The sequence below is a fragment of the Ruminococcus sp. Marseille-P6503 genome (assembly GCF_900604945.1).
GTDB lineage: Bacteria > Bacillota > Clostridia > Oscillospirales > Ruminococcaceae > FB2012.
In genome coordinates this window covers 1,046,233-1,066,014 of the sequence record NZ_UWPB01000002.1, presented here as the reverse complement: position 1 = coordinate 1,066,014, position 19,782 = coordinate 1,046,233, and the positions used below count along the sequence as shown (strand labels likewise).

The 19,782-nt window shown below is 47.7% G+C and carries 19 protein-coding genes; 11 read left to right on the top strand and 8 right to left on the bottom strand.

Annotation, left to right across the window (positions count from 1 at the left end):
* Positions 1–98 precede the first annotated feature (98 nt).
* The 4 genes from pyk to murC all read right to left on the bottom strand — a co-directional run bounded on the left by pyk (position 99) and on the right by murC (position 4,463).
* Complete coding sequence (pyk, locus tag EIH25_RS11080; protein WP_124101099.1) at positions 99–1,520, bottom strand: pyruvate kinase; 1,422 nt, start codon at positions 1,518–1,520, stop codon at positions 99–101.
* 197 nt (positions 1,521–1,717) lie between these two features.
* On the bottom strand, positions 1,718–2,341 hold the full coding sequence (locus EIH25_RS11075) for a zinc ribbon domain-containing protein (protein WP_124101098.1): 624 nt from the start codon (positions 2,339–2,341) through the stop codon (positions 1,718–1,720).
* A 15-nt stretch (positions 2,342–2,356) separates the two neighbouring features.
* Positions 2,357–2,941 (bottom strand): transcriptional repressor LexA, encoded by a 585-nt coding sequence (gene lexA, locus EIH25_RS11070; RefSeq protein ID WP_124101097.1) that lies wholly within the window; start codon positions 2,939–2,941, stop codon positions 2,357–2,359.
* Positions 2,942–3,038: 97 nt separating this feature from the next.
* Positions 3,039–4,463, bottom strand: coding sequence for a UDP-N-acetylmuramate--L-alanine ligase (gene murC, locus EIH25_RS11065; protein ID WP_124101096.1), 1,425 nt, complete (start codon positions 4,461–4,463; stop codon positions 3,039–3,041).
* A 252-nt stretch (positions 4,464–4,715) separates the two neighbouring features.
* Between murC and spoVG the strand changes: the two genes are divergently transcribed.
* Positions 4,716–5,018, top strand: a complete 303-nt coding sequence (gene spoVG / locus EIH25_RS11060) for a septation regulator SpoVG (RefSeq protein WP_124101095.1) — start codon at positions 4,716–4,718, stop codon at positions 5,016–5,018.
* 176 nt (positions 5,019–5,194) lie between these two features.
* Here spoVG and xylB read toward each other — a convergent pair whose 3' ends face one another.
* The 3 genes from xylB to EIH25_RS11045 form a co-directional block, all read right to left on the bottom strand.
* Positions 5,195–6,718 (bottom strand): xylulokinase, encoded by a 1,524-nt coding sequence (gene xylB, locus EIH25_RS11055; protein WP_124101094.1) that lies wholly within the window; start codon positions 6,716–6,718, stop codon positions 5,195–5,197.
* Between the two features lie 124 nt (positions 6,719–6,842).
* Entirely contained in the window at positions 6,843–7,451 is a 609-nt protein-coding gene (locus tag EIH25_RS11050) for a flavin reductase (RefSeq protein ID WP_124101093.1), read from the bottom strand.
* Positions 7,452–7,466: 15 nt separating this feature from the next.
* Complete coding sequence (locus EIH25_RS11045; RefSeq protein WP_124101092.1) at positions 7,467–7,658, bottom strand: hypothetical protein; 192 nt, start codon at positions 7,656–7,658, stop codon at positions 7,467–7,469.
* A 150-nt stretch (positions 7,659–7,808) separates the two neighbouring features.
* Between EIH25_RS11045 and EIH25_RS12500 the strand changes: the two genes are divergently transcribed.
* From EIH25_RS12500 to EIH25_RS11005, 9 genes are all read left to right on the top strand, one after another.
* Positions 7,809–7,985 carry a hypothetical protein gene (locus EIH25_RS12500; RefSeq protein ID WP_164489227.1) on the top strand — a complete coding sequence of 59 codons (177 nt, stop codon included), beginning with the start codon at positions 7,809–7,811 and terminating at the stop codon, positions 7,983–7,985.
* A gap of 36 nt (positions 7,986–8,021) precedes the next feature.
* Entirely contained in the window at positions 8,022–9,398 is a 1,377-nt protein-coding gene (gene radA / locus EIH25_RS11040) for a DNA repair protein RadA (protein ID WP_124101091.1), read from the top strand.
* Positions 9,399–9,431: 33 nt separating this feature from the next.
* Positions 9,432–10,913 (top strand): glycerol kinase GlpK, encoded by a 1,482-nt coding sequence (gene glpK / locus EIH25_RS11035; protein ID WP_124101090.1) that lies wholly within the window; start codon positions 9,432–9,434, stop codon positions 10,911–10,913.
* A gap of 167 nt (positions 10,914–11,080) precedes the next feature.
* A complete protein-coding gene (gene rplU / locus EIH25_RS11030) occupies positions 11,081–11,392 on the top strand; it encodes a 50S ribosomal protein L21 (RefSeq protein ID WP_124101341.1) in 312 nt (103 codons plus the stop codon).
* Positions 11,393–11,394: 2 nt separating this feature from the next.
* Complete coding sequence (locus EIH25_RS11025) at positions 11,395–11,715, top strand: ribosomal-processing cysteine protease Prp (RefSeq protein WP_124101089.1); 321 nt, start codon at positions 11,395–11,397, stop codon at positions 11,713–11,715.
* A 36-nt stretch (positions 11,716–11,751) separates the two neighbouring features.
* Positions 11,752–12,033: a 50S ribosomal protein L27 gene (gene rpmA, locus EIH25_RS11020; protein WP_124101088.1), complete on the top strand. Its 282-nt coding sequence runs from the start codon at positions 11,752–11,754 to the stop codon at positions 12,031–12,033.
* Between the two features lie 125 nt (positions 12,034–12,158).
* Positions 12,159–13,436, top strand: coding sequence for a GTPase ObgE (gene obgE / locus EIH25_RS11015; RefSeq protein ID WP_124101087.1), 1,278 nt, complete (start codon positions 12,159–12,161; stop codon positions 13,434–13,436).
* 63 nt (positions 13,437–13,499) lie between these two features.
* The gene (locus EIH25_RS11010; protein ID WP_243113158.1) at positions 13,500–13,898 is read left to right on the top strand and encodes a ribonuclease III domain-containing protein; all 399 of its coding nucleotides are present in this window, start codon (positions 13,500–13,502) and stop codon (positions 13,896–13,898) included.
* Positions 13,899–14,014: 116 nt separating this feature from the next.
* Positions 14,015–14,758 (top strand): YebC/PmpR family DNA-binding transcriptional regulator, encoded by a 744-nt coding sequence (locus EIH25_RS11005; protein ID WP_124101086.1) that lies wholly within the window; start codon positions 14,015–14,017, stop codon positions 14,756–14,758.
* 141 nt (positions 14,759–14,899) lie between these two features.
* Here the strand turns inward: EIH25_RS11005 and EIH25_RS11000 are convergent, their stop codons facing one another.
* Positions 14,900–16,249, bottom strand: coding sequence for a citrate/2-methylcitrate synthase (locus EIH25_RS11000; protein ID WP_124101085.1), 1,350 nt, complete (start codon positions 16,247–16,249; stop codon positions 14,900–14,902).
* Between the two features lie 243 nt (positions 16,250–16,492).
* On the opposite strand from EIH25_RS11000, the gene EIH25_RS10995 reads away from it, so the two are divergent.
* Positions 16,493–19,174, top strand: a complete 2,682-nt coding sequence (locus tag EIH25_RS10995; RefSeq protein ID WP_124101084.1) for a cation-translocating P-type ATPase — start codon at positions 16,493–16,495, stop codon at positions 19,172–19,174.
* Positions 19,175–19,782 lie beyond the last annotated feature (608 nt).

The following is a 19,782-nucleotide window of genomic DNA, read 5'->3' as shown; positions in this document are numbered from 1 at the left end:
ATATGCCTGCATATTGATTTTATATCCGAGCCTGACAAGAGTGCAAAAATTAAACCGGCGGAATTTTCCGAATCTGAAAATTCCGCCGGAGCTTTTAATTATTTTACGGTTTCAACCTTGATAAGATTTGTTGTTCCGCTCATTCCCAAAGGCACTCCCGCCGTAACCACTACCAAATCGCCGTGTTTAAGGTATCCCTTTTGAAGCGATACATCAATTGCATGATCAATCAGCTCGTCGGTATTAGTTTTCTCATCTATGATTCCCGGACGTATGCCCCATGACATATTCATCTGACGGCAGGTGGTCTCGTCAGTCGTAAGACCTATTATCGGACAGTCGGGACGGTATTTTGAAAGCATTCTTGCAGTCGTACCGCCCTTTGTTACCGTAAGAATAGCTGCCGCCTTCAGGTCATGAGCAGTTGTAACGGTCGCATGGGAAATTGCCTCTGTAACTGTAGAGCTCTGAGAATCTCCCCTCTTCTTAAAGCGACCGACATAGTCGATGTCCTTTTCGGTCGTTTCAGCAATAAGCGCCATAGTTTTTACCGCTTCCATCGGATAAGCTCCGGCCGCGGTTTCACCCGAAAGCATTATGGCGGAGGTTCCGTCGTAAATAGCGTTGGCAACGTCGGTTATCTCGGCTCTGGTAGGGCGCGGATTGGTTATCATCGACTCCAGCATCTGAGTCGCCGTTATAACCTGCTTTCCCGCGTTATAAGCCTTATGAATAAGCTCCTTCTGAATAGCGGGTATTTTCTCAAAGGGTATTTCAACTCCCATATCCCCTCTGGCGACCATAATTCCGTCAGCGGCGTCAAGGATTTCGTCGATGTTCTCAACGCCCTCGGAATTTTCGATCTTAGCAATGATTCTCGGGTTATACCAACCGAGGCTCTGGGTAAATTTTCTAAGATAGATAACGTCCGCTCCGGTCCTTACAAAGGAAGCGGCGATAAAATCAAAGCCCATCTTTGCCCCGAATTCCAGATCCGCCATATCCGCGTCTGATATATAAGGCATGGAAAGCTTGACCCCGGGAACGTTTATTCCCTTATGATCCGACAGCTTTCCGCCGTGAATGACTTCGCACACTATATCCGTATCGGATACCGACTTTACCGCAAGCTCTATAACTCCGTCGTTTATAAGGATTTTAGAGCCTACGTTCACGTCCTTGGGAAGATGCTCGAACGTGATAGAAGCGATCTGCTCGGTACCTTCAACATCTCTGGTAGTAAGCGTAAAATCCTCTCCGCTTTTTATAACGACCGGCTTGTGATCCTTAAAGTCACGCAGCCGTATTTCCGGCCCCTTGGTATCCAGAAGCGTCGCAACGTTCAAGCCAAGCTCGTCGCTCAGTCTGCGCACGACCTCAAAACGCTTTTTGTGAACTTCATGATCCGAATGTGAGAAGTTAAATCTGGCTACGTCCATTCCTGATTTCATAAGCTCACGCATAACGTTTTCATCGTCGGTAGCAGGACCTATAGTGCAAACGATCTTAGTTTTTCTCATTTTATTCCCAACTTTCAATATATAATATTTACATTTATTATAACCCACATTCAGGACTTAGTCAATAGAAACAACGCCATTGAAAAGTAAAATTTACATCATGTCAGCTATTCCTTACCGACGTATTATTTTACATATTCGCCTCAGCTTTGCCTGCCGGACGTATGCTTTTTGATAGAACTCAGCAACGGCATCGCTTAAATAAACATTCCCATTATCTTTGTTTCAAAATCGTCCTTTCTGACCTGCTCTCCGTCTATTTCAATTGATTTTATATCAACGCCCAAAACCGCTTTGAATTTGATCTCATATTCCTCATTCCGTAAATTCTCGCCGGTATATGTTGCGGTAAAGGTAAAAGGATTATAGGACCAGCTTCCCGACTCAAAATATTCGTCTATTACCTCCCCGTAATTTTCACGGGTCATTTTCATATCCAGCGAAAAATCATAGGACGAATGTCTTATTCTGAAAACCTGAACCGCGAATATAACGGCATAGACCGCAAGCACTATAAGCGCCGCCTTTAAAAACTTCCATAAAACTCCTAGCCTTGAGCCTTGCTTCTTATGTCCTCTTTCCTGCGTATGCGCCGGCTGAGATATTTTTCTGCCCTCGCCGGATACCTTTGCCGAGCAGGGCTGAGCCTGGGCGGCAGGAGGCGTGCGGCGTTTGGGATGCTCATAGACCCGCTTGGGCGCCGGCTGATAAGCCGCGGCTCCCTCCCGTTTTTGTTCAGCCGGAACTATCCTGCCGCAATTGGGACAGATTTTCATCCCCTCGTCTATTCTGGCATGGCAGGACTGACATATTCTACCCATAGTGAAATTACCTCGTTATATGTATCTTATGACCGCAACTACCCTGCCGAGGATTGAAACCTCGTCGGCTATAATAGGCTCCATGGCGTCGTTTTCAGGCTGAAGCCTGTAATGCCCGTTTTCTTTGTAAAACCTCTTGACGGTAGCGCTCTCTCCGTCTACAAGACACACGGCAATATCTCCGTTATCAACTACGGAAGCCTGCTCCGCTATTACTATATCCCCATCGAGGATAGCGGCGTTTATCATGGAATCTCCTCTTACCTTAAGCGCGAACAGGGGATTCGCATATCTTTTAGCAGGCTGAAAGCTTATATAATCCGTAACGTCCTCGACCGCAGTAATAGGCATTCCGGCGGTAACCGTTCCTACCAGAGGCACCATCGTGCCCTGTCTGCCTACAAGCTTTAAAGCCCGGTTCTGGTTTGCTCCCTTTTCGAGAAAGCCCTTTTCTGTAAGAGAAGCGATATACCTGTGAGCGGTCGAAGTGGATTTGAAACCAAACTGCGCGCATATTTCCCTGACAGTAGGCGGATATCCCTCCTCAAGACGCTGTTTAACAAACTCAAATACTTTTCTTTCGTTTTCCGTTAACTTCATAAATGCCGTTCCTTTCCAGCGGCGTTTCCGCTTTTCGTTTAAATTTCCCGGTCAACAGCCCGCAAATTCGGGATTGCGAGATATTGCCGCATTTTTCTTATGACCTGCGTTCGCCGAGTCTTGCCGCAAGTCTTTTTGCTACTTTGTACACGTCGCCGCAGCCGAGAGTTATTACAAGGTCTCCCTCCCCGACGTTTTCCGCAAGATAATCGACAACCTGACCGAAATTAAAATCCTTCTGCTGAGAAGTCTGACTGTCTGCTGCTTCGTGTGAAGTATTAAACCAGACTGCCCCTTCAATTTTCGAGGCAAGGTCCTCTGTATATATCCCGTAGGTATTTTTCTCTCTGCTTCCCATGATATCGGTTATTACCGCCTTATCCGCAATAGACAGCGCCGTTACGAAATCATTAAGCAAAAGCCTGGTTCTTGAGAAGGTGAAAGGCTGAAACACAGCCCAGACTCTTTTAAAATCAAGAGCCTTGGCCGCCTTTAACGTACAGCTTATCTCCTGCGGATGATGAGCGTAATCGTCAACGACAGTAACGCCGTTTATTTCGCATATTTTTTCAAAACGCCTTATGGCGCCCATAAAGGTTTTCAGCCCCTCGGCGATACCCTCGTACGATACCATGCAGTATCTTGCCGCGGCTATGGCTGCAAGCGCGTTCAGAACATTATGATCCCCGGGAACATGGATTTCATATTCTCCCTGCTTAACTCCCCTGACGTAAAGCTCAAAACGGGTGCATAGTCCCTTTCTTTCTGTAATAGCGGCAGAATAATCGTTGCCGCGTCCGAAGCCGAAGGTTATGATCTCCTTTTCCAAGCCCTCCAGCGACTGCATGGTATTTTCATCGTCGCCGTTGGCAACGACTGCTTTTTCAGCTTTTCGGGCAAACTCCCTGAAGGATTTTTTTATGTTGTCAAGATTTTCAAAATACTCCAGATGATCCTCGTCGACGTTTAATATCACCGCGATATCAGGATAAAGCTTAAGGAAATGATCCTCAAACTCGCACGCCTCGCAAACCATGATATCGCTCTTTCCGCAGCGGCCTGACCCTCCGATGCTCGGCAGCTTACCTCCTATCACGCAGGACAGATCTACTCCTTCGCACATAAAAATCTGCGTGAGCATTGACGAGGTGGTGGTTTTTCCGTGAGTTCCGGAAACGCATACGGCGCTGTTATACCAGCCTGTCACAAGGCCCAGCAGCTCGGCGCGTTCGCATACATAGGCTCCGCTGTTTTCAGCCGCGATAAGCTCGGGATTGTCGCTCATTATCGCGGCGGTATAAACTATAAGCTCAGCGTCCTTAATATTCTCCGCGCGCTGTCCGAGATAAACAGTTATACCCATTTTTCGTACAGCCTCAAGGGTTTCCGTTTCGTTATTGTCAGAGCCGCTGATACTATAGCCCTTGGCGTGAAGTATCTGAACCAGCGGATACATACCCGAGCCGCCTATGCCTATAAAATGCACGCGGCGTACTGAATTAAGTATTTCATCGGTAATCATTATCATAACGTCCGTCAGAACATCGAATCCAGCGGACTTGCCTCCGTTTCATTAAATAATCGTTCAGCTACGGCTGATTTTTCATTGAAAATAAGAATATACGTTTTTATATTTCTATTATAGTACATTTCTCAGAAAAAATAAACCCTTTTTTGAATATTTTTTTGTTTTCGGGCAAAAATTTTTTCTGTAAGCGTTTTTACTTCATTTATATTATTTCAAAACAATTAAGCAGCAGGAAAGGACAAAGTTATGGAAATCACAGAAATTAAAGTCAGAAAGCTTATATCCGACGGAAAATTAAGAGGAATAATAAGCGTAACCGTCGACGGAGTTCTGGCGATCCACGACATCAAGGTCGTGCAGGGAGAGGAACGACTGTTTGTAGCAATGCCAAGCCGGCGCGACGATTCGGGAATGTTCCGGGATATCGTTCACCCTATTACCTCAGAAACAAGAGAAAGCATAGAACAGCAGATTCTCTCCGCCTACAGAATGGAGCTTGACCGTCAGTCGGCGGAAAGCATCTCGGAAGGACATCAAACGATCCAATAGCATATTGCCGGAATATACCGGCAGCAGAATAAAACGGGCGCCGGGAATTTCGCTTCCGTGCACAAGTGCGGGAGCAGAAAAACAGGACGCCCGTTTTTTATTTACATAGTCTGTCCGCATATTAAATGTACAAAGGTCCTTATCGGATTCTGCATTTAATACGGCAGAGCGTTGATCTAAAGCTTTGCCAAAGCTGCAAATTTATCCTTGAGAGCGGGATAAATCTCTCTGTAAAGCTGATAGTACTTTTCATACTCAGGCACATTTTCAGCGACCGGCTGCTGGATCTTATCCGTCTTTACGACAGCATGACAAGCCTCGGGAACGCTCGAATAAACGCCTGCTCCGGTAAGCGCCAGCAGAGCAACGCCGAGCGCGGGCCCTTCCTTAGAAGCCGCCGTCTTGACAGGACAGCCGTACAGGTCGGCAAGCATTGATCTCCACAGAGGAGAGGTTCCTCCGCCGCCGCAGGCCATCATATCCGAAACATTTATGTTCATTTCCCTGAACACCTCAACGCAGTCGCGGAGAGAATAGGAAACTCCCTCTAAGACCGCTCTCAGCATATCCTTTTTGGTGTGCATTGCCGAAAGCCCGAAAAATACTCCCCTGGCGTCGGGGTCAAGATGAGGAGTCCTCTCTCCCATAAGGTAGGGCAGATAGAGCAGTCTGTTTGCGCCGACAGGAACCGTCATGGCTTCCTTATCCATAAGATAGTACTCGTCTACGCCCATATATCCGGCAGTTTCCTTTTCCGCGTTGCAGAAATTATCTCTGAACCATTTAAGCGAAAGTCCCGCGCCCTGAGTTACTCCCATAACGTGCCATGCGCCGGGAACAGCGGCGCAGCAGGTATGTACTCTGCCCTTAGGATCAATTGAAATGTTCGAGGTATGAGCAAAAACAACCCCCGACGTTCCGATGGTGGTAAACGCCTTTCCGTCCTCGCATACTCCCGTACCTATTGCCGCCGCGGCGTTATCTCCCGCTCCGCCGACTACGATTGTGCCTTCGCACAGCCCCAGCTCGTCAGCCATTTTTTTAGTAAGACCGCCTGTAACCTCGCAGGATTCATAAACCCTGCCGAGCATAGACATATCAATTCCTAACGCATTGCACACTTCCTCAGACCAGCAGCGGTTAGCAACGTCAAGAAGCTGCATACCGGAAGCGTCGGAAACCTCGGTAGCGTACTCGCCGGTAAGAATAAATCTCAGGTAATCCTTAGGCAGCAGAATATGACGGCATTTTTCATAGATTTCAGGCTCGTTGTTCTTTACCCAGAGTATCTTTGCCGCCGTCCAGCCGGTAAGAGCGGGATTGGCTGTTATCTCGATAAGCTTTTTTTCTCCGAGCTTTTCGTTCATTTCCGCTACCTCTGCGGCAGTCCTCTGATCGCACCAGATTATAGATCTTCTCAGCACCCTGTTTTCCGCGTCCAGCATGACCAGACCATGCATCTGACCGGAAATTCCGATTCCCTTTACATCCCGCCTGTCAACGCCGCTTGCGGACATGACCGCCTTGATAGTTCCGATCATGGCGTCAGCCCAATCGGCAGGCTCCTGCTCGGCATAGCCGTTTTTCGGCTGATACATAGGATATTCGATAGTCTTAGAAGCGATCACCGATCCCGACTCGTCGAAAAGAACCGTTTTAGTACCGCTTGTTCCGCAGTCTACTCCAATTACATAAGCCATATTTACAAACTCCTTCTTATATTTTCCGTCCGTCTGTGAAAAAACGACAAACGTTTTTATCTTAAACGATTACATTTATTATACCGCAAATTTTGCAGCGCCGCAATACCCTGAAACGTCAGTCTTATTTTAGCAGCGAAAAATCCTCTGCTCCGTGCTTGCAGACCGGACATACAAAATCAGCCGGCAGCCTGCCCTCATAGATATATCCGCAGATATTGCATACCCAGCGTTCCTTGCCGTCGTCCTTTTTGACCGCCGGCTTGGGCTTGACGGCGGCGTGATAATACGAATAGGTCATCGGCGGTCTGTCAGACAGAACTCTGCAGTCGGTAACGTCGGCGATAAACATGGTATGAGTTCCCAGCTCCACCGTCTGAACCACCTTGCAGCAGAAATAAGCGCAGGTGTTTTCAGCAACGTAAGGTATGTTGTTTTCAGCCCTTATCGACGTAAAACGGTAAAATTTATTTTCCCATCTTCCGCTTGCAAATCCGAAATGTCTGAACAGTGAAAAATCAGCGCTTTCGTCAATAACCGAAACGTTGAATTCACCGCTCTGCCTGATCATATAATTCGTATAATTGCTTTTGTTTACCGTTATGCACACCCGATTGGGATTGCTGGTAACCTGAGAAAGCGTATTTATAATACACCCGTTTGCAAAACCGCCGTTCCGCGCGGTCAGGACGTAAAGTCCGTACGATATTTTAAACATTGCCGTGATATCCATATGATTCCCTCCCAGTTAAATATCTTCCTTCTCAAGAACGAAAAACGCGTCTCCGTTATCCGTCTTAAAATCCTTAATAGTCCAGCCAGCCTCCAGCAGACGGTTAAGCTGCTCCACACGCTGAAATCTGTCCATTTCAGGAGCCGACACATTTCCGCGGTTTTCATATCTGTCGTTATTCCTTGAAACGTAAAAAACCTTCTGCAAAAGCTCACCTCCCAAAAAGTATTGACTATTCCCCACAATCATTATACGATATTTTTCACAAAACGGCAAGCCCTTAATACAAATTTTATATATTTTTTTCACAAACAAAAGCTTTGAACCGTCTTGTAAAAGCCAGCCGCATATGCTATAATGAATAAAACTAATTACGGCAAATGCAGAAATGACGAAATCAGGATCTTCGAGGGAAGAAACGTTTGGCTTTGCAGCGATGAATACGGCGTTATCGGCAATTCCGGACTGCAAAGCGTCGTAACATGGATTTCGTACTTTCCGATGAAAGAACGAAGCACGTTATCGACGAAATAATTTCTCTGCTGTAGACCGAAAGGAGCAACTTAATTAATGGCAAAGGCAAAAAGCGTATACGTCTGTTCGCAATGCGGCTACGAGTCGTCTAAATGGAACGGAAAGTGCCCCAGCTGCGGAGAATGGAATACCTTTGAGGAAACCTTTCCCGCCGCGGCAAGAGGCGGCTTTTCGTCAAAATCCGCTTCACGCTCGTCGAGAGATCTGTCCGGAAGCATTCACGGCATCGGCGACGTTGACGCAAGCTTTGACGAGATAAGATATAAAACCGGACTCAGCGAGCTTGACAGAGTGCTGGGAGGAGGGCTAGTTAAGGGAAGTCTTGTGCTTCTGGGCGGAGAGCCGGGCATAGGAAAGTCTACCATGCTGCTTCAGATCTGTCAGCAGTTAGGCAGCGAGCATACAATTTTATATGTTTCCGGCGAGGAATCGGCAAGGCAGATAAAGCTGCGGGCCCAGCGTCTGGGAGTTGACAGCGAAAATCTTTATCTTCTGGCGGAAACCGACTGCGAAGCGATATGCGACGTTATAATAAAGGAAAAGCCGGAAATCGTAATAATCGACTCCATCCAGACCATGAGCATAAGCTCTCTGACCTCAGCTCAGGGCTCGGTTACACAGGTAAGGGAATGTACGAATCTTTTTATGCGGACGGCAAAGTCAGAGGAAATACCCTTTTTTATCGTAGGTCACGTCAATAAGGACGGCGCCATAGCCGGACCCAAGGTAATGGAGCATATCGTAGACTGCGTTCTGTATTTCGAGGGACAGCGCAATCTTTCCTATCGTATCCTGAGGGCTGTGAAAAACCGCTTCGGCTCTACCAACGAGATAGGCGTATTTGAAATGATAGACAAGGGTCTGGCGGAAGTAGACAACCCGTCAATGATGCTGCTTTCCGGCAGACCGACCGACGTTTCAGGCTGCTGCGTCGCCTGTATAATGGAAGGCTCCCGCCCGATAATGGCCGAGGTTCAGGCGCTGGTGACAAAAAGCGGATTTTCAGTTCCCCGCAGAACAGCCACGGGCTTCGATTATAACCGCATGGCAATTATAATCGCCGTGCTTGAAAAGCGTCTGGGATTTTTCTTCGGGGGTCTTGACGTATACATAAATATCGTGGGCGGACTAAGACTTGACGAGCCTGCCGCCGATCTGTCCATCGCTCTCGCGCTCTACTCAAGCCTTCGGGATAAGGTCGTAAGCGACAAAACCATCGCTTTCGGCGAGATCGGGCTGGGCGGCGAGCTCAGAGGCATTTCCCATGTTTCGCAGAGAATTTCAGAGGCTCAGCGCATGGGCTTTGAAAAATGCATACTTCCCGCGCAGGCGCTGAAAGGAATAAATCTTCAAAGCTACAGTATGCAGATAATCGGCGCGCGGTCTGTGCGGGACGCCTTTAACGCTGTATAGCTGTACGTTTTATTGTACTGAAAGGAAATGACCATGGAAAGATTCATACTTGCCCTCGATCAGGGAACGACCTCCTCAAGAGCTGTGCTTTTTAACGAAAAAGGCGAAATACGCGCAATAGACCAGCTTGAATACCCTCAGATATTTACGGAAAACGGCTGGGTTGAGCATGATCCTTTCTGTATTCTTGATACACAGCTTCAAGCGGCGAAAAACGTCATTGCAGGCTCAGGCGTTTCCCCTGAAAGCATTGCCGGCATAGGCATAACCAATCAGCGTGAAACTACCGTTATATGGGACAAAAACACAGGTATGCCGGTATATAACGCCATTGTCTGGCAGTGCAGACGCACCGCTGAAATATGCGCAGGATATAAAAAGCAGGGACTGGAAAAATTCTTTCAGGACAAGACAGGACTGCTTATCGACCCGTACTTTTCAGCCACCAAGATCAAATGGATACTTGACAACGTAGACGGAGCGCGCGGAAAGGCTGAAAACGGTGAACTGCTTTTCGGAACCGTAGACAGCTGGCTTATATGGAATCTGACCGGCGGCGCCGTTCACTGTACCGATTATACCAACGCTTCCAGAACCATGCTCTTCAATATCCACACTCTGGAATGGGACAAGGAAATAATGGGACTGCTCGGGATCCCTATGCAGCTTATGCCGGAGGTCGTGCCTTCAAGCGGCAGGATAGGCGTCTGCCGTAAGGATATTTTCGGCGCGGAAATACCGATAACAGGCTGCGCCGGAGATCAGCAGGCAGCGCTGTTCGGACAGTGCTGTTTTATCGAAGGCGACGTTAAAAACACCTACGGAACCGGTGGCTTCCTGCTGATGAACACCGGAAAAAATCCGGTAAGCTCCTCTCACGGACTGCTGACGACCGTTGCCTGGGGGATAAACGGCGAAGTTACATACGCTCTTGAAGGGTCGGTATTTATTTCGGGAGCGGTCGTAAAATGGCTGAGGGACGAGCTGGGAATAATAAAAACCGCCGCCGAAACGGAAGAAATCGCCCGCAGCGTGGAAACTACCGGAGGAGTTTATGTCGTCCCCGCTTTTACAGGTCTGGGAGCACCTTACTGGGATCCTTCAGCGAGAGGGGCGATAGTCGGGCTTACCAGAGGCTCCGGAAAAGCTCACATAGTCCGCGCCTGCCTTGAGGCGATCGCATATCAGACGGTAGACGTGCTTCGCGCCATGGAGGAGGACACAAAATCCCTGAACGCAATCAAAGCCGACGGAGGAGCCTGCGCCAACAATTTTCTCATGCAGTTTCAGGCGGATATTCTGGGCAGGACGGTCGCACGTCCCAAAAACGTCGAATCTACCGCAACGGGCGCGGCGTATCTCGCAGGTCTTGCTTCCGGCGTGTGGAGCAGTAAGGACGAGCTGCTGGCTTTGTCCGGTCAGCTTGACGAATTCCGTCCTTCAATGGACGGCAGTACAAGAAAAAATCTGCTTAACGGATGGAAAACAGCTGTAAACAGAGTAAGACAAGGATAGTTGTAAACTTTCTGTAAAAAACACCTTTGTAAAATTACTTTCCTTGACTTTAACGCTCAGATATGTTATGATAAATAAGCCGCTTGTTTCCGGCACTAAAGACGCAGTGAAACAGCCTGCGCACCGGACGCAGCGAGTTTTTTATGAAAAGGCAGGTGCATTTAAAGATGTACGCAGTAATTGAAACAGGCGGAAAGCAGTATCAGGTAAACGTCGGCGACGTTGTTTTTATTGAGAAGCTTAACGCGGACGCAGAGGATACTGTTACTTTCGATAAGGTAATGGCAGTAGGCAAGGACGACGGAATCAGCGTAGGCGCTCCTTATGTTGAAGGCGCGACGGTTTCCGCTAAGGTTCTTAAGAACGGAAAGTCCAAAAAGATCACAGTTTTCACTTATAAGCCCAAGAAAGGCGAAAAGAGAAAAATGGGTCACAGACAGCCCTACACAAAGGTTCAGATCGAAGCTATCAACGCGTAAGCATGATCTGCGCCGATTTTTACAGAAGCAGTTCCGACAGACTCACAGGATTCCGCGTTACGGGTCATGCGGGAATGGCGGATTACGGACATGATATTGTGTGCGCAAGCGTGTCCTCGGCTGTTATGATGGCAGCGAACACGGTTACCGAAGCATTTAAGGTGAACGCCGAGGTAAGCGTGGAAGAAAACGAAATTGTTCTCAGACTGGTTTCAGACGACAAGGAATACGGCGACAGAGTCCTGCTCGGGCTTCTGACTCATCTTTATTTCCTTTCGGACGAGTATCAGGACTGTATCAGGGTCAGGGTTATCGACGCATAACCGCCCTATGAATTACATGACGGAGGTGTAATTACAATGATCAGAATTTCCATGCAGTTTTTTGCACATAAAAAGGGAATGGGTTCCACCAAGAACGGCCGTGATTCCGAGGCTAAAAGACTTGGAGTCAAAAGAGCTGACGGACAGTTTGTTCTTTCCGGCAACATTTTAGTACGCCAGAGAGGAACTCACATTCATCCGGGCGAGAACGTAGGCCGCGGTTCGGACGATACTCTGTTTGCTATGGCGGACGGAATCGTAAGATTTGAAAGAATGGGCAGAGACCGTAAGAAGGTTTCGGTTTATCCGCAGGCTTAATTCCAGATAAGTAAAGCACGGGACGTCTTGAAACCGCTTTTTAAGTCGGTTCGGCGCCCCGTTTTTTCACATCATCGCACCGTTCGGCGCGGCTATGCAGGAGCATAAAAGGAGGCTTGGATATAATGTTTGTCGACGAAGCGAAAATTTATATAAAAGCGGGCGACGGAGGAGACGGCTGCGTTTCCTTTCACCGTGAAAAATATATAGCCGCAGGCGGTCCTGACGGAGGCGACGGCGGCAAGGGCGGCGATATTGTTTTCAAGGTTGACGACAACATCTCCAACCTTATAGATTTCAGATACAAGAAAAAATACACAGCCGAAAAAGGACAGAACGGCTCGTCCAAAAACTGTACCGGCAGAAACGCTCCCGACCTTGTGATAAAGGTACCAAGAGGAACCGTTGTAAGAGAAGCCGCTACAGGCAGAATACTTGCGGATATGTCCTGCGACGAGCCGGTCGTGATCGCAAGGGGAGGCAAAGGCGGACGGGGAAACGCCCATTTTGCCACGCCTACCAGACAAATCCCCAAATTCGCCAAGCCAGGCTTCCGCGGCGACGAATATGAGGTCGTACTGGAGCTGAAGCTTATAGCCGACGTAGGACTTGTAGGCTTCCCCAACGTGGGAAAATCAACGCTTATTTCAGTCGTTTCCGCCGCCAGACCTAAAATCGCCAACTACCACTTCACTACCCTGACTCCCGTTCTGGGCGTGGTAAAGATAGAAGAGGGAAAATCCTTTGTAATGGCTGATATTCCCGGGCTTATAGAGGGAGCCAGCGAAGGAATAGGCTTGGGTCATGAATTTCTGCGTCATGTAGAGCGGTGCAGGCTTATAGTTCATGTGGTAGACGTTTCCGGAATCGAAGGGCGCGATCCCATTGAGGACTTCAACGCTATCAACCGGGAGCTTGCCAATTTTTCGGAGGAGTTTGCCGAAGCGCCTCAGATCGTAGCGGCTAACAAATCTGATATGGCTGAGCCTGAGCAGATAAAAAGCTTCAGGGAATATGTTGAAAAAACAGGACTTCCCTTCTATGAGATCTCAGCGGCAACAACAGCAGGAACTAAAGAGCTTGTATACGGAGTATGGGAAAGGCTTCAGCAGCTTCCGCCCGTCAAGCAGTTTGAGGCTCAGCCGCTTACTCAGGAGGAGCTTGACGACAAGCTGCTTTCAAAAAAGGATTTCAAGGTCACGACCGAGGACGGTATCTATTTCGTGGAGGCGGACTGGCTATGGGACGTACTCCGCTCCGTCAATATGGACGATTACTCGTCGCTTCAGTATTTCCAAAGGGTTCTCAGAGCAAGCGGTATAATAGACAGACTGCTTGAAATGGGGATCAGGGAAGGAGATACGGTTTCGATCTTTGACTTTGAGTTTGAGTTTGTAAACTAGCGGAAATTCCAGGCAGAACGGGTTTTGGTCACCCACATAACAGATAAAAGAGGTGCTTATAAATTGACATCACGGGAAGCAAAGCAATTTTCTCCCCTTGCCCTCGCTTTCATGGGGGACGCGGTATTTGAACAGCTTTGCCGCGAAAGGCTCATGCTTACGGCTAATATGCCCGCCAAAAAGCTGCATGAAATGGCGGTAAAAAAGGTATGCGCCGAATTTCAGGCAAGCGCGGTAAAATATCTGCTTGAAAATTCCCTGCTGTCCGAGGAAGAGCTTGATATTCTTAAAAGAGGCAGAAATTCAAACGGAGTAAACGCCCCGAAGCACTCGACGGTGAGCGAATACAGAGCGGCTACCGGACTTGAAAGCCTTTTCGGTTTTCTGCATCTGTGCGGCAGACACGAAAGAGCAGCCGAGCTTTTTGATATCGTATGGAACGCCGGAGAAGAACAGGCATAAACGCTTCAATAAATTGCACAGATAAGACGGGTTTTGCCGGACAGATATTTACAGCTAAACATACTGCTTGACATCAGACAGAGCATGAAAAAAACATATAAGGAGTTGAATATAAAATGTCAGGACATTCAAAATGGGCTAACATTAAGAGAAAAAAAGAAGCTACCGACAGCGCGAAGGCTAAAATCTTCACCAAAATCGGCCGTGAGATGACAGTTGTGGTAAAGGAGGGCGGTCCCGACCCCGCCAACAATTCCAAGCTGCGCGATCTTATCGCCAAGGCTAAGGCCAACAACGTCCCCAACGACAACATTGACAGAATAATTAAAAAAGCCGCCGGCGACGGAGAGAAAAACAACTATGAGGAAATGGTATACGAAGGCTATGGTCCCAGCGGCGTCGCCGTTATTGTGGAATGTCTTACCGACAACAAGAACCGTACCGCAGGCGATATCCGTCACTATTTTGACAAGTTCGGCGGAAATCTCGGAACAAGCGGCTGCGTTTCGTTCATGTTCTCAACTCAGGGAACGATAATTCTTGAAAACAACGGAGCCGACGAGGACAAGATAATGGAGGACTGCATGGAGGCAGGCGCGGACGATTTCAGCATTGAAAACGACGTTATTGAAATAACCTGCAAGCCGTCTGACGTTCACACTATAAATGAAGCGCTTACAGCCATGGGCTACAAGGTGCTGTCCGCTGAAACCGAAAAGGTTCCGTCAAGCTACACTGCTCTTACCGATGAGGAAGCGATCAGGAAAATGAATCTTCTGCTTGAACATCTTGAGGATAACGACGATGTTCAGAACGTATATCACAACTGGGATATGCCTGAGGAGCCGGATGAGGATTAAAGCTTTCCCGAAATAAATCTTATGGCGCAAATATTCCTGCCCGCCGCAGACGGTACGGGCAGAGCGTTTATTTAAAACAAGATCCTGCCGGTAATCAGACCGACAGGATCTTTTATTTGTCCAAACGAATATCCGGCTTCCTTACTGCCTTTCATCAATAGGGATATAGTCCCGCTCTGTTCTTACCGCTTTATATGCGGGGCGGATTATTCTCTTACCCGTAACAAGCTCCTCAAACCTGTGAGCGCACCAGCCTGCCATTCTCGATACGGCAAACAGCGGAGTGAACAGATCCTGCGGTATACCCAGCATTCTGTAAACAAGTCCTGAATACATATCTACATTGGCGCACATAACCTTGTCTACGCCCTTTTCCTCCGCAAAAAGCTTAGGAGTTATTCTTTCTATCGTTTCAAGCAGACGGAATTCCCTTTCAAACTCGGTACCCTCAGCAAGCTTTTTAGCGTTAGCTTTAAGTATAACAGCTCTCGGATCGGAAAGGGTATATACGGCATGGCCCATTCCATAGATAAGACCTGTTTTATCGTACGCTTCCTTTCTCAGTATCTTTCTTAAAAAGTCCGCGACCTCTCCTTCGTCGTCCCAGTTCTTTACGTTTTCCTTTATACATTCCTGCATCTGGTCTACCTTGATGTTCGCTCCGCCGTGACGGGGACCTTTAAGAGAGCCTATAGCCGCGGCATATGCCGAATAAGGGTCAGTTCCGGAAGAGGTCAGCACCCTGCATGAAAATGTAGAGTTGTTTCCGCCGCCGTGCTCCGCATGAAGGATAAGCATAAGATCCAGCAGCTTGGCTTCCTCATCGGTGAACTTTCTGTCAGGTCTGAGAGCCGACAAAATCATCTCCGCGGTTGAATGCGACGCTATAAGCGGATGCATTATCATGCTTTGTCCGTCAAAGGTCCTTCTTTTTACCTGATACGCCGAAACCATGATATTAGGCAGCTTTGAAATAATGGATATAGCGGTCGCCATTTCATATTCAGGACTGCAATTTTCAGGATTTTCGTCATAAGAATATAGCGCAAGAATAGAACGCGCCATTTTGTTCATTATGTTCTTGGACGGAGCCTTAAGTATCATATCCTCAAAAAAGCTCGGTGGAAGCGCCCTGTTTTCAGCCATAATATCCCTGAACGCCGCAAGCTCCTGCCTGTTGGGAAGATTTCCCATAAGCAGAAGATAAACTACCTCTTCATAACCGAAGCGGTTTTCATTAACGGCATTGCTTACAATATCGTTTAAATTATAGCCGCGGTAGATCAGCTGACCGTCAATAGGAGATTTCTCCCCTTCGTTTACAACGTATCCGTGTACGTTGCATATATTGGTAAGTCCTGCTATAACTCCGGTTCCGTCGGAATTTCTCAGTCCTCTCTTTACCACATACTTATCATAATATTTAGGATCGATAGAATTATTTTCAACAAACTGCTTATAAAGCAGATTTCTCGCCGAATCGCTTATCATTATTTTTCATCTCATTTCGTATAGAATTAACTCAGCCGACGCAAGCTTAACATATTTATTTTACTACATTTAATGACAATTGTCAAGCAAAACGCATAAATGCGCAGCAATTGCCGCTTTTACCGCCCGCCGGCATATCCTTCCGCGCGCTTCTTTCTGTCATATCTTTTAAATCGCAGAATACAATTAACTATACGGACAATCTGTCAATGTAACTGCGAAAACGAAAGGAGAGCCTATAAAATGCTTGAGGTTCTGGAAAAAAAGGCACTGAACGAAGCCGCGCCGGATAAGCCGAAAGGACTGCCGCAGCAGGAGGCTGAAAGACTGCTTAAAATCAACGGAGAAAACCGGCTTGCCGCAAAAAAGAAAAACAGCGCGCTGAAAATATTCGCCAATCAGTTTCACGACATAATGGTGATGATCCTGCTTGCGGCTACGGTAATATCCGTCGCCCTCGGCGAATACACCGACGCAATACCTATAATGATAATCGTTATCGTAAACGCGCTTCTGGGCTTCATACAGGAATACCGCTGTGAAAAAACCCTGGAGAAGCTGGAGGAAATGACCGCGCCTGCCGCCAGAGTATATCGCGACGGAAAGCTGGAAACTATTCCGGCCTCACAGCTTGTTCCCGGAGATACGATAACAGTGGAGGCCGGCGACAGAATTCCTGCCGACGGAATAATCGTTTCATGCAGAAGCTTCACCTGCGACGAATCCATTCTTACCGGAGAAGCGGTTCCCGTAGAAAAAAGACCTCACACCGGCGAAAGAGAATTTACCTCGCTTAATCTGCCGTACATAGCTTATATGGGTACGGTCTGCACCAAGGGCAACGCGGTAATTGAAATCACGGCGACCGGAGGGCTTACCCAGATGGGCAGAGTATCTCAGATGCTGGAGGACATTGAACCCGACCCTACTCCCCTGCAGAAAAAGCTGGGTGAGCTCGGCAGAACGCTTGCCGTTATCTGTCTTGGCGTGTGCGCGCTTGTATTTGCCGCCGGAGTAATAAGAGGCGAGCCTGTATTCGATATGCTTATGACGGGAATATCCATCGCAATAGCCGCTATTCCCGAAGGGCTTCCCGCCGCCGTTACGATCGCGCTGGCAATTGCCGTGCGCAAAATGCTCAAAAGAAACGCTCTTGTACACAGGCTTCATTCTGTCGAAACCCTCGGCTGCGCTACTGTTATCTGCACCGATAAAACCGGAACAGTAACGATGAACAGAATGGCGGTAAAAAAAGTATTTACCGCCGGATATATGTCGGGGGAATATTCCCTGGCGAACGAAAGCGATTCCCAGGGGCTTTTCACCGCCTCCGGACAAAGACTCATGGCTTGGGACAATCAGGTTTTAAGCGAGCTTTTTATCTGCGGCATGGCTTGCAACAACGCCCGTATGGCAAAAGCTTCCCCGTCATCGGAGCGCAACCGGCAGGGAAACGTATTTACAAAATTTTCCGCCGAGGGCGATCCGACGGAAGCCGCTATACTTTCAGCCTGCGCCAGATGCGGTATAGACGTTTCCGGTTTTCAGCTGAAGCGTATAGACGAACAGCCCTTTGACAGTGAAACCCGATATATGTCGGTAACCTGCACCGACGCGGCCGGTGAAAAATATATATACAAAAAAGGCGCCCCAGATGTTATTTTAAGAGAATGCGAGTACATAATCGCCGATTCCGAGGGAAGCCTCGAAAGACTTACCCCGCGGGAAAAGGCGGCAATGCTGCGCAAGAACGATGAAATGGCGTCAGGCGGACTGAGAGTTATGGCGTTTTCAAAAATATACCGCGGAAAAACCATCTTTCTCGGTCTGATGGGACTTGCCGATCCCCCCCGTCCCGAAGCTAAGAAGGCGGTAAGGGAATGTGAAAAGGCAGGCATTAAAACGGTTATGATAACGGGCGACCACAAGCTTACCGCCTGCGCCGTAGCAAGGGAAACGGGTATAATGCGCGAAGGCAACCTGGCTTTGACCGGAGATGAGCTTGACAGAATGTCCGACGACCAGCTTGCCGAGGCAGCGGAAAAAACCGCCGTATTCGCCCGGGTAACTCCCGCTCACAAGCTGAGGATAATAAAGGCGTTCAAGGATAAGGGGCATGTATGCGCTATGACGGGAGACGGCGTCAACGACGCTCCGGCGGTAAAGGAAGCCTCCATCGGCGTATCTATGGGTATATCAGGAACCGACGTAACAAAGCAGGCTGCCGACTGCATATTGCTTGACGATAACTTCGCGACGCTTGTAAGTGCAGTGGAAGAGGGCAGAACGATATATCAGAACATCAGAAAATTTGTGCGCTACCTTATTTCCTGTAACATAGGCGAGGTTCTGACAATGCTGGGCGGAATAATAATGGGACTTCCCATGGTGCTCATTCCCTCTCAGATACTGCTTGTAAACCTTGTTACCGACGGACTTCCGGCTGTGGCTCTCGGAGTTGAACCGTCAGAAAAATCCGTAATGAGAAAACCTCCGAGAAAGGAAAGCGACAGCTTTTTCAGCGGCGGACTTCTGTCAAGAATAATCATTCGCGGGATCCTGATAGGCTTGTGCACCCTTGCCGCGTTTACATTCCTGCTCAAAACCGGCTGTACGCTTGACGCCGCAAGAACGGGCGCTCTTATAACGCTTATACTTTCCCAGTTAATTCATGTGTTTGAATGTAAAAGCGAGGAGAAAAATCTTTTTTCAGTACCCTATTTTTCAAACCCGTTTCTTATATTCTCGGTTATAGTTTCTCTGCTGTGCCTTGGCGCGTGTATGTTTGTGCCCTTCCTGAGTAAAATATTTGCCATTGCCCCTCTGGGGCTTACGGGCTGGCTCATCTCCATAGGCTTTTCCGCCGCTATACCTATTGCCGCTGGCATAGCCGGAAAGCTTTCCTCAAAAGCCCGCAGAAAATAAAAATCAAACTCAATAAGACCGTTTCACTGCCGCTCCGGCTGCTGAAACGGTCTTTTTTTAAGCAAAGCACGCAGCGAACATACTCCGGCTTTGACGGTATATGCTGAAAAATTATTTTTCGGGCGACAATGTGCAAGTATATATATGCAGCATATTAAAATTGGAATAGTTATATTATAATAAGGCATTTTTACTTGACACGCAGCAATAATTGTGTCGCGCATTTTATCTGTCCAAAAAATCAGCTTTATTTTTTATCATAAAAATAAAACGTTTTTTCCGATTTTTTTACTGAGTCCGCTTAAAATATTTATACAAGCCGTTTTATATGTCATGGTTTTAAACTTTACACTAAAATTTCTGCCGTTTTTATCAGTAAAGCTAAAAACCATTACATATTGCATTGATGCTTCGTTAGTCTGTTCAGGGTTATTTTTCCTACAAGCTTCTTTGTGCAGTGTATACAAAACAAGAACGCTTTTTTTGGCACTTATCTACTTGACAATAAAGTCGGAATACTATATACTTGTTTATGGCGATTTAAAGACCACAAGATATTGTGGTGTCTTTTCAAAGCAACTTACGGCTGTTTTTAAAGTGACAGTTTA

What these genes read in the sequence shown, in the direction of transcription:
- EIH25_RS11050 (WP_124101093.1), bottom strand. Translation starts at nt 7,451, where the DNA reads ATGGATATCACGGCAATGTTTAAAATATCGTACGGACTTTACGTCCTG.
- glpK (WP_124101090.1), top strand. Translation starts at nt 9,432, where the DNA reads ATGGAAAGATTCATACTTGCCCTCGATCAGGGAACGACCTCCTCAAGA.
- EIH25_RS11005 (WP_124101086.1), top strand. Translation starts at nt 14,015, where the DNA reads ATGTCAGGACATTCAAAATGGGCTAACATTAAGAGAAAAAAAGAAGCT.
- obgE (WP_124101087.1), top strand. Translation starts at nt 12,159, where the DNA reads ATGTTTGTCGACGAAGCGAAAATTTATATAAAAGCGGGCGACGGAGGA.
- pyk (WP_124101099.1), bottom strand. Translation starts at nt 1,520, where the DNA reads ATGAGAAAAACTAAGATCGTTTGCACTATAGGTCCTGCTACCGACGAT.
- rpmA (WP_124101088.1), top strand. Translation starts at nt 11,752, where the DNA reads ATGATCAGAATTTCCATGCAGTTTTTTGCACATAAAAAGGGAATGGGT.
- lexA (WP_124101097.1), bottom strand. Translation starts at nt 2,941, where the DNA reads ATGAAGTTAACGGAAAACGAAAGAAAAGTATTTGAGTTTGTTAAACAG.
- rplU (WP_124101341.1), top strand. Translation starts at nt 11,081, where the DNA reads ATGTACGCAGTAATTGAAACAGGCGGAAAGCAGTATCAGGTAAACGTC.
- spoVG (WP_124101095.1), top strand. Translation starts at nt 4,716, where the DNA reads ATGGAAATCACAGAAATTAAAGTCAGAAAGCTTATATCCGACGGAAAA.
- murC (WP_124101096.1), bottom strand. Translation starts at nt 4,463, where the DNA reads ATGATTACCGATGAAATACTTAATTCAGTACGCCGCGTGCATTTTATA.
- EIH25_RS11075 (WP_124101098.1), bottom strand. Translation starts at nt 2,341, where the DNA reads ATGGGTAGAATATGTCAGTCCTGCCATGCCAGAATAGACGAGGGGATG.
- EIH25_RS12500 (WP_164489227.1), top strand. Translation starts at nt 7,809, where the DNA reads ATGAATAAAACTAATTACGGCAAATGCAGAAATGACGAAATCAGGATC.
- xylB (WP_124101094.1), bottom strand. Translation starts at nt 6,718, where the DNA reads ATGGCTTATGTAATTGGAGTAGACTGCGGAACAAGCGGTACTAAAACG.
- radA (WP_124101091.1), top strand. Translation starts at nt 8,022, where the DNA reads ATGGCAAAGGCAAAAAGCGTATACGTCTGTTCGCAATGCGGCTACGAG.
- EIH25_RS11000 (WP_124101085.1), bottom strand. Translation starts at nt 16,249, where the DNA reads ATGATAAGCGATTCGGCGAGAAATCTGCTTTATAAGCAGTTTGTTGAA.
- EIH25_RS11025 (WP_124101089.1), top strand. Translation starts at nt 11,395, where the DNA reads ATGATCTGCGCCGATTTTTACAGAAGCAGTTCCGACAGACTCACAGGA.
- EIH25_RS10995 (WP_124101084.1), top strand. Translation starts at nt 16,493, where the DNA reads ATGCTTGAGGTTCTGGAAAAAAAGGCACTGAACGAAGCCGCGCCGGAT.